The following is a 15,343-nucleotide window of genomic DNA, read 5'->3' as shown; positions in this document are numbered from 1 at the left end:
AATCTCCTTCGTTTTTATTAAGTGTACCATAGACTTTGAAGATTCGTCATGTATCGGGAGATTGTTTCGGTTCCTGGAGCTGACCTTGAATATGATGATTTTCTTTATATCGTACCAGAATAACATCCTCCCCTATTTTTACAATGCTGCTCCAAGGGATCACAATATCTTCATCTTTACCGAAGAATCCTAATATTTTTCCTCCTCCCCCGATTACGATCGCCTCAATCCTTCCTGTATCCAGGTTAATTTCTATGTCCCCTATATTCCCTAACTTTCTCCCGTCCGAAATACTCACGACATCTTTCACCTGAAACTCAGATATACGCACCATCCGTTTTCACCCTCTTTTCTCCTTGTTTCACATTTATTCACATAAATTAATCGCTGTTCCTTCACCTTATTCAAGTAGTTATTATTAGTGTATGCAGCAAAAAGAAAGGCAGACCTTTCAGAGAAGGATCTGCCTTTCTTTTCTTATTGTCCAGCTTCAGCGGCTAGCCCCTCGAGGTCACAACAGAAAAACCCCATAAGGCAAAAAGCGCCTTTCGGGGTTTTCCTGTTGTGCTTGTCGGGGCTGAACGAGCCGCCTCCGCTTTTCTTTGTCCAGCTGCAGGGCTTAGAGGCTCGAGGTCATAAGTCAAACCATCCAAAAAGGCAAAGAACGCCTTTCCGGATGGTTCGCCTTATGCTTGTCGCCTCTGGGCAAAGCCCTTCCGCTTTTCTTATTGTCCAGCTACGGCGGCTAGCCCCTCGAGGTCACAACAGAAAAACCCCATAAGGCAAAAAGCGCCTTTTGGGGTTTTCCTGTTGTGCTTGTCGGGGCTGAACGAGCCGCCTCCGCTTTTCTTTACTTATTGAATATTTTTGTTCATTTGTTTTATTGCTGCTTTTTCCAGACGTGATACTTGTGCCTGAGATATGCCTATCTCGTCAGCGACTTCCATTTGAGTTTTCCCTTGAAAGAAGCGTTTACTGATAATGAGTTTTTCTCGATCATTTAATCGCCTCATTCCTTCTTGAAGAGCGATCTCTTCAATCCAATGGAAATCACGGTTCTTTTCGTCGCTCAGTTGGTCCATTACAAAGATAGGATCTCCACCATCGTTATAAATGGGTTCAAACAGCGAAACAGGATCTTGGATGGCATCTAACGCAAATACAATTTCTTCATGAGATACATCAAGCACTTTAGCTATTTCTTCAGCAGTCGGTTCCCTGGATGTTTCACCCATTAATCTTTCCCTTACTTGCAGAGCTTTGTACGCAATATCTCGTAGTGAACGGGATACTCTTATTGGGTTATTGTCTCGTAAATATCGACGGATTTCTCCAATAATCATCGGAACCGCGTATGTAGAGAATCGAACGTTCTGACCTAAGTCAAAGTTATCAATGGACTTCATTAACCCGATACACCCTACTTGAAATAAATCATCAACATACTCACCACGGTTATTAAAGCGTTGAATTACACTTAAGACGAGGCGCAAATTCCCATTTACAAGTTTTTCTCTTGCGGTAATATCGCCCGCTTGCATTTGCTTGAATAGTACTCTCATTTCATCATTCTTGAGAACTGGTAATTTGGAAGTATCTACACCACAAATCTCGACTTTATTACGTGTCATTCTTTCCCCTCCTTGTAGGAGCTGCTGTACAAAATTCAGTATTTCCTTGAAGAGGAAAAATATGCATTTCATTCTGCCAAGTAATGGCTCATACTTTCCAAATCCCTTAATTTATCTGGGTAAATCCGACAAAAAAAAAGTTCAAATCCTGATAATAAAAAAAAGCTGACCTTTTCGATTGAAAAGGTCAGCTTTCTTGTCATACCATTTTATTAAATTCCTTCTTTAGACGTTTAATAATCCTCTTTTCTAACCGGGAGATATAGGACTGTGAGATGCCAAGCATATCAGCGACATCCTTCTGGGTCTTCTCTTCTTCTCCCATTAAACCAAAACGCAGCTCCATAATTTGTTTTTCACGATCAGAAAGTTGGTGAAGGGCGTTAAAGAGTAATTTTTTATCAACGGTTGCTTCAATGTCTTTTGTTATAATGTCTTCATCTGTTCCAAGTACGTCTGATAACAGTAATTCATTTCCATCCCAATCAATGTTGAGGGGCTCATCGAACGAAACTTCAGATCGGATTTTATTATTTCTTCTTAAGTACATGAGAATCTCATTTTCAATACATCTAGAAGCATACGTAGCTAATTTGATTTTTTTCTCTGGATTGAATGTGTTAACTGCTTTAATCAAACCGATTGTCCCGATGCTGATTAAGTCTTCAATATTGATCCCGGTATTCTCAAACTTTCGTGCTATATATACGACTAGCCTTAAATTACGCTCAATCAATAGCGAACGTGCCGCCTTGTCTCCATTAGGCAATTTATTGAGTAGGACTTCTTCCTCCTCTTTTGTCAATGGAGGGGGAAGTGCTTCACTACCACCTATGTAGTAAATTTCATCTGTCTTCAGCCCAAGTTTGATTAACAGTTTGTACCAATAGTATAAAAATTTAAATTTGAATTTTTTCATTGTTGCTCCCCCTTCTATTTCTTTAAATTGTGAGTATAGTAGTAATAATTGATTTAAGAAACGTTAAGAACCGGCTTTTGCGAAGCCATCTTTGGATGAACGATCGCTTGAAAATTTCCATCTGCTGAAAGCGGATCCTCTCTGAAGGCAATCAGTCCATTCGGAATCGCCCATTCTGTTTCATGATCCTTCAGAATGAGAGAATCAGGCTTTATAGCGGCAAGAAGTTGGCTTTTTCTTCCGACTGATTGGGCGGGGACAATTCTCATCCGGTCAGACCAGCGTGGGTCAATAGATTTTTCACCAGAGAAAATGTCTTCAACATCGTGACAAAGTGCCATCACTTCACCTGGAATTTGACCTTCAATTTCGGCGATTGACAGAATCATGACCGGGCTTTTGGATATGGGGTCTTGAAGTTGATTCCCACTGTCAACAAGGCCGTTTACGGTACAATGAAATTCTTCAATTTTTATCCTTACCTTCAGGAGCTGATCATACTGTATCTTCACATGCTCGATGCTATCTACTCTCCCTTTAGAAAAATACCAGGCAAGAGGCAGAGCGAGCATAACGAATACCCAGCTTATTGGATCACCAAATCCACGGATACTTGCAAGTAGCATGGATGATTCTGCACTTGGGTCGAAACTTATAAAATAATGAGTTCCTATTAAAATCCCACCTGTAAAAAAGGTAACAAAATAAAACATAAGAAGATTTGATAAGTAATAGCGTAACCTTCTATACCCGAATGCTGAGTACACCATGATGATTGAAAACAATAATTTCATAAAAGGATTTCCTGCAAGATGCGCATAAGGTGAAAAGGCAAGGAGAATAATGATCGAGCCCATCAAACTGCCAATTCCAATCCTCCAAAGGGCATATTGTCTCTTTAAGATGATCCCAGTTAACCATAATAAGAAAAAGTCTACTAACAAATTCAACAACCAGATGACATCCAGATATAAGGTCAATCTCTACCCTCCTTTTGAAACTTCACCCAGCTAAAGTTACTTGAATTTCGAGATAGGAATGACTTATCAGAAGTATATCGTACATACCCTTTAAAAGGTTGTCATTTTTTGTATGCTTCAGAGGAAAACTTTTCAGAGATAAAAACGAAATATGTCACTAAATATATTCCTGATTCGAGGTATAAAAAAATGCTTTAGGGAGGGGATTCTGATTGAATGAATTAGAGAAAAAAAACAGTCCCAAAGGCATGGGTGCCTTTGGGACTGTTTTACTTTTCTTATGGTCAAGCCATTATCTACGGCGATTACGGTTTCGTAAGAAGGTTGGAATATCCAGTGTTTCTTCAGCACCCTGGTTCTGGTTTGAAGAGGTTCTCACCGGCTCTTGGTGTTGAGGCTCTTCACGTTTAGGTTGTTCGCGCTTGATAGATTGGCTTGGGTTTGGATTTTGATTCGGTTTCATTCCACCAAATGTAGGTCGAGTTTGCTTTGGAGGTTGAATGACCTCTTCATTAAACCCGGTTGCAATAACTGTTACCACAATATCATCTTTTAAATCTTCGTTAATGACGGAACCGAAGATCATATTCACTTCTTGATCTGAAGCGGATGCTACAATGTCAGCAGCTTCTTGAACTTCATATAGACTTAAGGACGTACCACCTGTAATATTCATCAGAACACCTTGTGCCCCGTCAATGGAAGTCTCAAGTAATGGACTTGAAACGGCTTTTTTTGCGGCTTCCGTTGCCCGGTTTTCACCAGATGCTGCACCGATACCCATTAGGGCTGAGCCTTTGTTAGACATAATCGTCTTTACGTCGGCAAAGTCAAGGTTAATCAGACCAGGTGTAGCAATTAGATCTGAGATACCTTGTACACCTTGTCTTAAAACGTTATCAGCTTCACGGAAAGCTTCAAGCATTGGTGTGCTCTTATCCACAATCTCAAGAAGACGATCGTTTGGAATAACGATAAGGGTATCCACTCCTTCTTTCATTGCAGCGATACCACCGCTTGCCTGATTTGAACGCTTTCTGCCCTCAAAGGTGAAAGGTCGTGTCACAACACCGACTGTTAATGCACCGATCTCACGGGCAATTTGAGCGATTACCGGAGCTGCACCAGTTCCGGTACCCCCACCCATTCCAGCCGTGACAAAGACCATGTCCGCACCTCTTAAAGCCTCTTCAATTTGTTCTTTACTTTCTTCAGCAGCTTTTTTACCTACTTCTGGATTCGCACCTGCACCTAATCCTCTAGTTAATTTACCACCGATTTGCATTTTTATTTCAGCTTTTGATAGATTCAGAGCTTGCGCATCTGTATTAACAGCAATAAATTCAACACCCTGTACTCCATGCTCAATCATTCGGTTTACAGCGTTATTTCCTCCACCACCGACACCGATAACTTTTATTGTCGCTAACGAATCTAAATTTGTATCAAACTCCAACATGACAAATCCTCCTAACTCATCGAATCTATGGATTCCTTTATTTATTCAAAGAAGTATCCAAAGAACTTTTTCACTTTTGACATGGCCTTTTCATCTTCATGTTCTTCTTCTTTAACCTTTGCAGGCTTTGGCTTTTTATTAGCTGGTTTCGATTGACGCTTCTCAGCAGCCTCTACAGGCACTGGTTCTGCACTAACAGATCTTCCTTGTAATCTAGCATTCTTTTGAGCGTACTTGATCAATCCTACTGCTGTCGTATACTGAGGTTCTCTCACTCCAATATAATCCGGAATTGCCACCCGTACACGATTTTGGAAAACGATTTGTGCTAATTCTAACACACCTGGAAGATTTGCTACACCACCAGTTAAAACATATCCACCCGGCAGGTCTCTTATCCCCATTCGTTTCAACTCATGGCTGATTAGGTCTAAGATCTCTTCCAGCCTTGCTTCTATGATATCAGAAATTTCTAATTGATTAAATTGCTGATGTTGATCACTACCAATAATTGGTACACTGAACACTTCATCTTCTGATGCATGGTCATAATAAGCATGTCCATATTTTGTTTTGATTTTCTCTGCATCGTCAGTTGAAGTTCTTAAACCAATAGATAAATCCTTGGTAATATGTTCTCCCCCTACAGGTAGTACAGTTGTAGCTTTTAAGTGACCTTGTTCAAAAACAGCTATCGTTGTAGAACCGCCGCCAATATCTATTAACGCGGCACCCAGATTCTTCTCATCCTTTGATAAAGCAACAGAACCAGCTGCCAGAGGTTGGAGAACGATATCTACAATTTCAAGGCCCGCCTTTTCTACACAACGTAGAGTATTATGTAAAATCGTCTTTGATCCTGTAATAATGGTGCCTTCCATTTCCAGTCGAACACCGATCATGCCTCGAGGATCTGTAATCTCATCCAATCCATCAACAATGAATTGTCTTGGGATTACATTGATGATTTCTCTTTCTGGAGGAATAGAAACAACCTGGGCTGCATCCATCACTCTTAGAACATCTTCATCGCCGATTTCCCGATTATCACTTGATACTGCCACCACACCATGACAAGATTGAAGAGACACGTGGTTGCCAGTAATACCTACGATGACTTGGCTTATGGATAAACCAACCATCCTTTCCGCTTGTTCAACTGCTTTCTTGATTGTATGAACAGTTTCGTCTATATCTACGATGGAACCTTTTCTGATTCCTTCTGAGTTCACATTTCCTACACCGATAATGTTTAAGGAATCATTTGTCATTTCACCAATGATTACTTTTACTGTGGATGTACCGATGTCTAGGCTAACGTAAATTTCATTGCTGTTCACTCTATGGCACCTCCTTAAAGAATGTTTATTTGGAACAACAATCCTAGAAAAACACTATTCTAAGTATATCTTATTATGATATTCGTCGTAACAAAAACGATTCCCTTTTAAAATTCTAATTTTTTTCTCTTTTTTCTTGTTTATTTGACCAATTGCTAATAAGTATTCTCCTAATCACTGCAATGTTCTGGAATAACCTTACTCCAAAAGCAAATACAGCCGCCAAGTATAAGTCTACACCAAGATGTACACCTAGAAAAGCTAAACTTGCTGCTAGTAAAATATTAAAAAAGAATCCAGATACAAAGACCTTGTCATCATAAATATTCTGGAGGTGGGCACGTATCCCGCCAAATAATGTATCCAATGCTGCCAGGACGGCGATTGATAAATAATTCGAGTACTCATCTGGAATTCTAATATCTGTAAGAAGCCCCAATACGACCCCTACCAGCAACCCTAAAAGGGGAAGCCACATATTACCCGTTCCCTCCTCTTTCCTTAACCGGCTCCATTAAACGGACCCGTATGGTATCTTTGTGTGGTGGAACCGTCACTTTTTCTAAAGGCTTTGAAATAGAGACTCGAAGATTATCGATAAAAAAGTCCTCCACAGATTGTGATACCTGCATCCGATTATACAACTCTTTTGCAGAGGCTAAATCTTTGGTTAAAACTCTCACTTCAAATGGTATTGTCTTAATTGAATAACCATCAACCTTGGTTTCTCCATTAATATCACGAATGACCGAGGTATTGATCAAGCGATGGCCATCTATGGAAATGTCCACTGCATCATAACGATTCAGCTCATTCACAAGTCTTTCCAACAGTTCAGGTGATACATTTTGAACTTTTTCCCCGAGTAGGACTTCTTCCATGGCAGGCTCAATCGTTAAGATAACTCCAGCTCCTGTTTTCTCAGTCAAACCCGCTTCTGTTTTCAATTCCTCTAATGTTTGTTTCAACGCTCGTTCTGGACTCGACTGCTGTTCTGTCTTATACTGTTCCAACTTCGTTTCTACAGCACGCATTTCTGCATAAAGATTGGAGTTGACTTCTTTTTCTTTTAATAGTGCATCTCGTAGTTCCCATATATCTCGTGTATCCCGGACAACAGGTTCTTTGACTGTTTGGAACTGTATAGCAATCATAAACCCAATAATAATCGTAATGATGGTGAAGCTTATCTTTAATTTGTTGTCCATTCATTGCACCTTACTTTCACATCTAGCCCTTACTTGTTAACTGGGCGAATCGTCAATGCGTCATCAATTGCTTAGGATTCGCTGATGCTTGGTTCTAAAATAACGGTATTCTTTTTTTCCAGTTTAAAAATAATATTATCATTTACAAGCTGGTCTTTAACCCCGCCCGTGATGTTCATGGCTGAAGATAACACTTCCGGGTCACCAATAGCGGTAATTTCAAACGGCGCAGGATATTCGATTCCATCAATTTGAATAACAGGACCATTACACAGTATGTATGAATCATGCTTTAGCCTTTGTCCATTTATCGCTACGGCAGAAGCCCCGGCAATGTATAATTCATTGATCACCTTAAAGACATGGTGCTCATGAACGATATAATTATTGGCGTTTTCTTCATTCGGATCGTAATCAGCATCTGATAACGTTACGTTTACCCCAGGACCTTGTACTTTCGTCTTCCCCAGGTACATGCGATACTTCTCTGCATCTTCTGCCAGGTTAAAATAAATTTGTTTCTCTTTAGAAAATTCCTTCTCCATATTGACGACCTTCTCCTGTTTCTCAAAGAGTTCCTCTTGCAGATTATTATTCTTCTGCTGATACTCAAGGATCTGATCTCTCAATGCTTCTTCCTGTTTCCACTGACCATTCGTTCGGTTCCCAAGTTCTGCTTGTTCTGTGTTAGCAAGACTAAATGAAAAAGCAAGGATGAAACCTAACACCAGACATACAAGAGAGAGGATTACATGCTTACCTCTCACCCTCATCCTCATCATCGCTTTGTTCACCTTCCGTTTCATATGCTCTGAAATAAGAACCTACCTCTAAATCAATGACTCCTTTTACTGAAGGATCCAGTTGACTGACAATGGAGGGGTAATGGACCATCTTCTCTGAAAAGGTCCTGATGGTAGCACTCACTTCGAATCCATCATTCATAAATAGAGTCAAGTGATATTGGTCTGTTTTCTTTGGAACCAGGTTGATTTCCGATATGAGATGCTGAACCTCTTTCGGAAGCTCACCTAATTCTTCCACCATTTTCACAAGGACCTTATCTTCCTCGAAACCTCTAAGTAAAGGAGCGTCCACAGGTATTGATTCCGTGCCTTTATTCAGAACGTTCCCATTTTCTAATATGACAAAGAATTTATTATCTTTCGAAAGATATGCCTTTTTATCATATTCTTGGATGTGAACTTCATAGGAATTCGGAAAGGACATCTTAACCGTCGCATTCTTCACTTCAGGAAGCTTCTTTAATTGTTCCACAGTTTTTTCTTTGTTTACGCTCCACAAATTCATACCGCTGTCAATTCCACTATTCAGAAGGACCGTTTCATTTGAAACAAGCTCATTCCCGTGTACCACCACTTCTTTCACATGACTTAAAGGTGACTGAAAGTAAACCACCGATAGAATCATGAGCAAGAACAAAGAAAGTAAAAAAAGCAGTCTGCGATTCGCTTTCTTTTTTCGGTGTTGTTTTAATTTAGGAATACGATCTTCAAGGGAAACAACATTTTCTTTTTTCATTTCGTTCTCCTCAATTTCACTTTGTATTCATTAAGTCATGAATAAGATATTCTCACCACGTCTTATAATGAAAGTACTCTTTACATTGGGATACCTTTCATTCTATCTGAAGGCAGCAAATGTTAAAAGAGGAACAGAACGTTATTTTCTGCCATATGACATAATGTTGAACAAGAAACCCTTATGATAGAGTTGCAGGATGGATAATCGGGAGTTTGCACTCTAAGATACATTGTCCATACCACTTTTCGTATATGTATTTCCATTCACCATTTCAAAAAGAGGCCATCCTTACTATTACACTCTTACACTCTATTTTAAACAACAATTTCTACATAATGAAAGTATGTCATTGAATTGTAAAAGATTTGGCTAACAAAAGTAATAAACTCTCCTTTATTTTGAAAAGGTCTGATCATAATGCATTACGTATATGTAATTAATTGTAACATCTCCCCATTAAATATCCTATCGTTATTTCAATAAAAAACAGGGAATTCAAGCGTTTTTTTCATTAATTCAAAAAGAGACTGACCTTAAAAGACAGGTGAGGACATGAATGATGAATTCCTGACTATCAGGCTTTTATCATTCACTTCTTCCCGGCTTTTAAAGTCAATCTCTTTTTTTAATCGTTACTGTCTCGTATAGCGGCTTATATTCAGCAGCACCCCGACAGCCATTAGCATGAGGGTCAAAGAAGATCCCCCGTAACTTAGAAACGGGAGGGTGATTCCCGTAACAGGCATAAGACCTGTTACAACCCCTACATTGATCATTACCTGGATAGCAATCATTGACACGATTCCTAACGCTAGAAAAGTTCCGAATAAATCAGGAGCCCCCAAAGCGATTCTAATTCCCCTCCATAAAATCAATGAAAACAGAAGCAATACGAGCGTCCCCCCAATAAAACCGAGCTCTTCTGCTAAGATAGCAAAAATAAAATCGTTTTGAGGTTCTGGAAGATAGAAGAACTTCTGCCTGCTTTGTCCCAGTCCTAATCCAAACAAGCCTCCCGGTCCAATTGCATATAAGGACTGAATGATTTGAAATCCGCTGTTTAACGGATCCTGCCATGGGTCTAAAAAGGACGTTATCCGTGCAATGCGATAAGGTGCAGATATAACAAGACCAATAAAGCCGACTAATCCAATCATCCCCAGACCGACAAAATGCATGACCCTCGCCCCTGCAATAAAGATCATCACTACTGAAGTGCCAACCATGACAGTACCCGTACCCAGATCCGGTTGTAACATGATCATTCCAAAAGCAGCGAACACTAAGAGAAGCGCCGGCAGGACTCCTTTTCTAAAGGAAGTAATATACTTTTGGTTTTCGGATAAATACTTTGAGAGAAACGCAATCATGGCAAGTTTCATAAATTCTGAAGGCTGAATGGAAAACGCCCCTACTCCAATCCAGCTCCTGGAACCGTTCCTTAGAACCCCTATACCCGGGATTAACACCAGTACAAGAAGGACAAAGCAAATGATGATGATGATTTTCGCCCAATTTCTCCATGTCCAGTACTCTACATTCATGATGAAGAACATAGCGACTAACCCTACACCCGCAAAGAGCACTTGCCTTTTTGCAAAGAAAAAGGAATCATCGAATTTGTAATCAGCCCAGACAGCGCTCGCGCTGTACACCATTATCAATCCAATCGCAAGTAAAGTGAGTGTAACCATAATGAGTATAAAATCGGGAGTCGATTTTTTTAAAGGCAATCTTCAACACCTCGAATAGACAAATTTAGAGCCGTTCGAGCAAGGAAAACTACTTATCTTGGATTGGTATACTGGTTGTTAAAGTATGGATGCTCTTTATGGACAAGCCCTTATTAAAGCTTATGCACCGCTTCAATAAAAATGTCACCACGTTGTTCAAAAGTTCGATATTGATCCCAACTTGCACATGCTGGGGAAAGTAACACAACATCTCCCTCTTCGGCATATCCAAAAGCAACAGGAACTGCCTTTTCAACATTATCGACAGGAATAATGGATTGTATCCCTGCCTTTTCTCCTGTTTTCACGAACTTCTCAGACGTTTCCCCGAAGGTGATCAACGTTTTTACATTCTTCAAATATGGAATCAGGTCATCGAATTCATTTCCACGGTCTAAGCCGCCAGCCAGGAGGATGGTTGGCCCTTCAAAAGCATGCAGAGCACTTTTCGTCGCCAGGCTATTCGTTGCTTTCGAATCATTGTAAAACTTTACACCCTTCACTTCACGAACAAATTGCGTCCGATGCTTGACCCCTGTAAAAGTCCCCAGTACTTTCTCAATACTTTCATTTGGCACTCCGTAGATTTTACATGCAGCAACCGCACAAAGTATATTCTCCAGATTATGCGCACCAGGTAAAACGATAGAAGCTATTTCAACGACCCGCTCACCTTTGAAGAAGATAGCTCCATTTTTTATATATGCCCCTTCCGCTACTTCTTTCCTTGTGGAAAATGGAATTAATTGTGCTTTTGTAAAGGCAACTGATTCTAACACATGGTCTTGATCTGCATTAATGATCAAATAATCATGTTCTGTTTGATTTTTCGTTATATTGGATTTCGCCTTCCAATATTCACCCAAGTCACCGTGGTAATCCAAATGTGCATCATATAAATTCGTAATGATGGCAATATGAGGAGCGAACTCTTCAATCCCCATCAGTTGGAATGACGAAAGCTCAACCACCATTTTTTCATTTTCTTTCGCTTTCTGAGCTACTTCAGAAGCGACCGTTCCGATATTGCCTGCAATAAGAGGCTTTTGATCGGCCTCTTTTAGCATTTCAAACAGAAGTGTCGTTGTCGTGGTTTTACCATTTGTTCCTGTAATCCCAATCATTTCTGCTTCAGAAATTAAGAAAGCAAGTTCAACTTCTGTCAGAACGGGTATGTTCTTTTCGATTGCTTTCTTAATTAATGGGTTGTGATATGGTATTCCCGGGTTTTTAATTACATACTGAAAGCCTTCATCAAGAAGTTCGATGGGATGGCTTCCGCAAATCACTTTAATACCTTCCTGAAGTAGACCCTGAGCTTCCGGGTTATCAACTAAAGGCTTCTGATCGTTTACCGTTACAAATGCTTCTAGCTTATGTAGAAGAGAGGCAGCACTTACCCCACTTTTTGCTAAACCTAATACAAGAACTTTTTTATGTTTGAACTTCGTTATCTTCTTCAATTATAACCACACCTCAATATAGATTCCTAATACGGCAAAAAGCAGCCCAACGGTCCAAAACGTTACAACAACCCGCCACTCTGACCAACCGACTAATTCATAATGATGATGCAACGGGCTCATCTTGAATATTCGTTTACCTGTTGTCTTAAATGATGCGACCTGTAAGATGACGGAGAGCGTCTCAATGACAAAAACTCCCCCGATAAGAATTAAGATGATTTCCAATTTGGTTAAAATGGCAATCGTGGCTATTGCTCCACCTAACGCCAGTGATCCAGTATCTCCCATAAATACTTTAGCAGGGTGGGCATTGAATACTAAGAAGCCGAGAACAGCCCCGACTACCGCCACTCCGAAAATCGCGACGTCATATTGGGATTGATTCCAGGCTAATACAGCTAGTGCACCAAAGGCAATGGCGCTCGTTCCTGATACTAATCCATCTAAACCATCCGTTAAATTGACAGCATTTGAAAATCCTACAAGCCAAAAGATAATGAATAAACAATAAAACCAACCTAATTCGAATGAAAAATCCGTTAACGGAATCGAAACTGTAGTCGGAAAGTCATTTTGCTTAAAGATGAGATAAAAAATGACAGAAATGACAATCTGACCTAATAGCTTTTGCTTAGATGTCAGTCCCAGGTTTCTCTTCATCACAACTTTAATAAAGTCATCAAGGAACCCTAATAAACCAAACCCGACGGTCACAAGAATCATTAAATAAGTTTCAGGACCAGGCTCTGAATATTTCCCTGTCATTACAAATGTAGTAATCACGATGGAGACCAGGAACACAATTCCCCCCATTGTAGGTGTACCAGTTTTCTTCATGTGAGATTGGGGGCCTTCATCACGGATACTTTGCCCAAATTTCAATCTTCTCAGGAAAGGAATAAAGATGGGGGCAAGCAATACGGTAATGAGAAATGCCATAATGATTGTAAAAAAGATCACTTGTTCCATCATCATTATTCCCCTCCTTTTCCGTTGTTGGATTCGTTCGATAATATGTCCATTGTTTGATTTTGTTCAGATTCGTTATTAGAAATAAACTTCGTCATAATTTCCCACTTTTCTTGATTGTAATTTTGTTTGTAGTTTTCTAGTAAGTCAATATAAGCCTTGTAAACATCTTCAACCATAAATAATGGAAAGTGGTTCGGAACAAATGAAGGTACTTCTTTATTCTTAGGCCAAAGTGAAGCAATTGCTCCTTTTTCGATACTTTCAAAAAGATCTATTTCATCACCAAAAGGGACGTATAGTCCCTTCTCCATTCCCATCCTAGTTGAATTTGAAACTACTAGAAACGCAAAGCCTGGTAAATGTATCCCTGAAGTTTCAGGAAATAATTTCTTGACTTCATCATAAAAGAGCATACTTACAACCCCTTTATGATTTGTCTGGCCACTTCGCGGTCATCAAAATCGTATACATTGTTTCCAATGATTTGATAGGTTTCATGACCTTTTCCCGCAATCAGGACAACATCATCAGTTTTGGCAAGACTTAAAGCCTCTTTAATTGCTTCTTTCCGATCCACAATTAATCGATACTGTTTGCCGACCACACCAGATTCCATATCTTCGAGGATACCATTTGGATCCTCAGTTCTTGGATTATCAGAGGTGAAGATGGCAAAGTCCCCATATTCACAGGCAATCTCAGCCATTATCGGCCGCTTAATCTTATCCCGGTCCCCTCCACACCCGACCACCACAATAACCTTTCCCTTGGTAATCGATTGGATGGTTTCTAATACATTTTTCAAACCATCCGGAGTGTGTGCGTAATCTACAATTACCGAAAATGGCTGACCTTCAGAGATCGTTTCGAAACGGCCCCTGACACCGTGTGCGCTCTCCAGGCTTCTTACGCTGTCCTCTAGGGGTATACCAGCTGCACTAGCCGTTGCAATCGCAGCCAAAGCGTTATATACATTAAATTGTCCAGCGAATTTTAATACCATCTCTTTTTCTCCAAATGGTGAAACGAGTGTAAAAGTGGACTCTGTAGCTTTTAAGACAATATCTCTTGCATGGAAGTCAGCAGAAGGAGACAGACCATATGTAAACACATGTGCGGCTGTGACTCTAATAAAATATTCAGCTGCTTCATCGTCCTTATTAATAATGGCATACTTCGGAGATTTCTTAAAATAAGTATTCCCTAATTGAGAAAACAATAAGCCTTTTGCATTTCGATAATCATCCATGGATTTGTGATAATCCAGATGATCCTGAGTCAGGTTTGTAAATACGGCAATATCAAAGTCGCAGCCGTGAACCCGCCCCTGATCTAAAGCATGTGAAGAAACTTCCATAATCGCAGAACGTACTCCTTTATCACAGAACCGTTTAAACGTTTGTTGGAGTGTTAAGCTGTCAGGAGTCGTATTATGACTTACATGTAACTCATCCCCCACTTTAATGTGCAATGTCCCAATTAAACCGGTCATCATTCCACAGTGGCTAAAAACCTGGTCAATCAGATGGGTGGTCGTGGTTTTCCCATTTGTCCCTGTCACCCCGACCAGTAAAAGCTGATGGGAGGGCTGCTTATAGAAGTAGTCTGCAAGAATTGCCATTGCTTTCTTCGTATCAGGTACGATGATAACCGGAACGTTTGCCTCTATGCTCCTCTCAGCGAGAATTGCAGCTGCACCGTTCTTCTCTGCCTTTGGGGCGAGTGAATGACTATCAATCTCCAACCCGTTAATGCAGATAAATAAATCACCATTTCTCACTTTCTTATGATGGTTAGCGATGTTTGAAATAGCTGGATTCCCTTCACCCTCTACTGAGAAAAACGGCAGTACTTCCAGCAAAGTGTGCAATCTCATCTTTTCAACTCCTCACAGGTAGAAAGCAACCTTTTTATATTTTACAAAAAAATGCGTATGAAAGCTATCAACCTTTTAACTTAGTTCGTTATAATTATCGAAAACTTGCAGCCCCGGGCATCATTTAAGGGGATACAGGACCTCCCCTTATGGTTATAAACCCCCGGCATAAATAAGAAGTATATCATGAAATGGGCCATCATGTTGACATTCT

General features: G+C 40.1%; 15 protein-coding genes. All 15 read right to left on the bottom strand.

The genetic code is table 11. The annotated features are described in order from the left end of the window. Nucleotides 1–46: 46 nt before the first annotated feature. Nucleotides 47–334: a YlmC/YmxH family sporulation protein gene (locus Q1B03_RS09530; protein WP_299740698.1), complete on the bottom strand. Its 288-nt coding sequence runs from the start codon at nucleotides 332–334 to the stop codon at nucleotides 47–49. Between the two features lie 520 nt (nucleotides 335–854). Next, on the bottom strand, nucleotides 855–1,631 hold the full coding sequence (sigG, locus tag Q1B03_RS09525; RefSeq protein ID WP_299740696.1) for an RNA polymerase sporulation sigma factor SigG: 777 nt from the start codon (nucleotides 1,629–1,631) through the stop codon (nucleotides 855–857). A 199-nt stretch (nucleotides 1,632–1,830) separates the two neighbouring features. Next, nucleotides 1,831–2,550, bottom strand: coding sequence for an RNA polymerase sporulation sigma factor SigE (gene sigE, locus Q1B03_RS09520; RefSeq protein ID WP_299740693.1), 720 nt, complete (start codon nucleotides 2,548–2,550; stop codon nucleotides 1,831–1,833). Between the two features lie 53 nt (nucleotides 2,551–2,603). Further along, entirely contained in the window at nucleotides 2,604–3,530 is a 927-nt protein-coding gene (gene spoIIGA / locus Q1B03_RS09515) for a sigma-E processing peptidase SpoIIGA (protein ID WP_299740691.1), read from the bottom strand. Nucleotides 3,531–3,822: 292 nt separating this feature from the next. Continuing rightward, complete coding sequence (gene ftsZ / locus Q1B03_RS09510) at nucleotides 3,823–4,989, bottom strand: cell division protein FtsZ (RefSeq protein WP_299740689.1); 1,167 nt, start codon at nucleotides 4,987–4,989, stop codon at nucleotides 3,823–3,825. Nucleotides 4,990–5,030: 41 nt separating this feature from the next. Then, the gene (gene ftsA, locus Q1B03_RS09505) at nucleotides 5,031–6,329 is read right to left on the bottom strand and encodes a cell division protein FtsA (RefSeq protein ID WP_148968668.1); all 1,299 of its coding nucleotides are present in this window, start codon (nucleotides 6,327–6,329) and stop codon (nucleotides 5,031–5,033) included. Between the two features lie 115 nt (nucleotides 6,330–6,444). Next, nucleotides 6,445–6,807 (bottom strand): small basic family protein, encoded by a 363-nt coding sequence (locus Q1B03_RS09500; protein WP_044337473.1) that lies wholly within the window; start codon nucleotides 6,805–6,807, stop codon nucleotides 6,445–6,447. Between the two features lies 1 nt (nucleotide 6,808). Further along, the gene (locus Q1B03_RS09495; RefSeq protein ID WP_299740684.1) at nucleotides 6,809–7,537 is read right to left on the bottom strand and encodes a DUF881 domain-containing protein; all 729 of its coding nucleotides are present in this window, start codon (nucleotides 7,535–7,537) and stop codon (nucleotides 6,809–6,811) included. Between the two features lie 71 nt (nucleotides 7,538–7,608). Continuing rightward, nucleotides 7,609–8,316, bottom strand: a complete 708-nt coding sequence (locus Q1B03_RS09490; RefSeq protein ID WP_299741288.1) for a DUF881 domain-containing protein — start codon at nucleotides 8,314–8,316, stop codon at nucleotides 7,609–7,611. Further along, entirely contained in the window at nucleotides 8,294–9,079 is a 786-nt protein-coding gene (locus Q1B03_RS09485; RefSeq protein WP_299740682.1) for a cell division protein FtsQ/DivIB, read from the bottom strand. The genes Q1B03_RS09490 and Q1B03_RS09485 overlap by 23 nt, the downstream gene beginning before the upstream one ends. Before the next feature lie 635 nt (nucleotides 9,080–9,714). Continuing rightward, nucleotides 9,715–10,815 (bottom strand): stage V sporulation protein E, encoded by a 1,101-nt coding sequence (gene spoVE / locus Q1B03_RS09480; protein WP_299740680.1) that lies wholly within the window; start codon nucleotides 10,813–10,815, stop codon nucleotides 9,715–9,717. A gap of 113 nt (nucleotides 10,816–10,928) precedes the next feature. Continuing rightward, a complete protein-coding gene (murD, locus tag Q1B03_RS09475; RefSeq protein ID WP_299740678.1) occupies nucleotides 10,929–12,278 on the bottom strand; it encodes a UDP-N-acetylmuramoyl-L-alanine--D-glutamate ligase in 1,350 nt (449 codons plus the stop codon). Next, complete coding sequence (mraY, locus tag Q1B03_RS09470) at nucleotides 12,279–13,253, bottom strand: phospho-N-acetylmuramoyl-pentapeptide-transferase (RefSeq protein WP_299741287.1); 975 nt, start codon at nucleotides 13,251–13,253, stop codon at nucleotides 12,279–12,281. 2 nt (nucleotides 13,254–13,255) lie between these two features. Next, nucleotides 13,256–13,666: a hypothetical protein gene (locus tag Q1B03_RS09465; protein WP_299740676.1), complete on the bottom strand. Its 411-nt coding sequence runs from the start codon at nucleotides 13,664–13,666 to the stop codon at nucleotides 13,256–13,258. A gap of 2 nt (nucleotides 13,667–13,668) precedes the next feature. Continuing rightward, on the bottom strand, nucleotides 13,669–15,129 hold the full coding sequence (locus tag Q1B03_RS09460; protein ID WP_299740674.1) for a UDP-N-acetylmuramoyl-L-alanyl-D-glutamate--2,6-diaminopimelate ligase: 1,461 nt from the start codon (nucleotides 15,127–15,129) through the stop codon (nucleotides 13,669–13,671). Nucleotides 15,130–15,343: the final 214 nt, after the last annotated feature.

The sequence above is a fragment of the uncultured Rossellomorea sp. genome (assembly GCF_947488365.1).
Taxonomy (GTDB): Bacteria; Bacillota; Bacilli; order Bacillales; family Bacillaceae_B; genus Rossellomorea.
Note: the sequence above shows the minus strand (reverse complement) of the source record. Positions and strands in the feature narration are given on the sequence as shown.

Coding starts and splice junctions, on each gene's coding strand:
- Q1B03_RS09530 (WP_299740698.1), bottom strand. CDS start 334: ATGGTGCGTATATCTGAGTTTCAGGTGAAAGATGTCGTGAGTATTTCG.
- sigE (WP_299740693.1), bottom strand. CDS start 2,550: ATGAAAAAATTCAAATTTAAATTTTTATACTATTGGTACAAACTGTTA.
- Q1B03_RS09485 (WP_299740682.1), bottom strand. CDS start 9,079: ATGAAAAAAGAAAATGTTGTTTCCCTTGAAGATCGTATTCCTAAATTA.
- Q1B03_RS09495 (WP_299740684.1), bottom strand. CDS start 7,537: ATGGACAACAAATTAAAGATAAGCTTCACCATCATTACGATTATTATT.
- Q1B03_RS09490 (WP_299741288.1), bottom strand. CDS start 8,316: ATGAGGATGAGGGTGAGAGGTAAGCATGTAATCCTCTCTCTTGTATGT.
- Q1B03_RS09460 (WP_299740674.1), bottom strand. CDS start 15,129: ATGAGATTGCACACTTTGCTGGAAGTACTGCCGTTTTTCTCAGTAGAG.
- Q1B03_RS09465 (WP_299740676.1), bottom strand. CDS start 13,666: ATGCTCTTTTATGATGAAGTCAAGAAATTATTTCCTGAAACTTCAGGG.
- mraY (WP_299741287.1), bottom strand. CDS start 13,253: ATGATGGAACAAGTGATCTTTTTTACAATCATTATGGCATTTCTCATT.
- ftsZ (WP_299740689.1), bottom strand. CDS start 4,989: ATGTTGGAGTTTGATACAAATTTAGATTCGTTAGCGACAATAAAAGTT.
- Q1B03_RS09500 (WP_044337473.1), bottom strand. CDS start 6,807: ATGTGGCTTCCCCTTTTAGGGTTGCTGGTAGGGGTCGTATTGGGGCTT.
- sigG (WP_299740696.1), bottom strand. CDS start 1,631: ATGACACGTAATAAAGTCGAGATTTGTGGTGTAGATACTTCCAAATTA.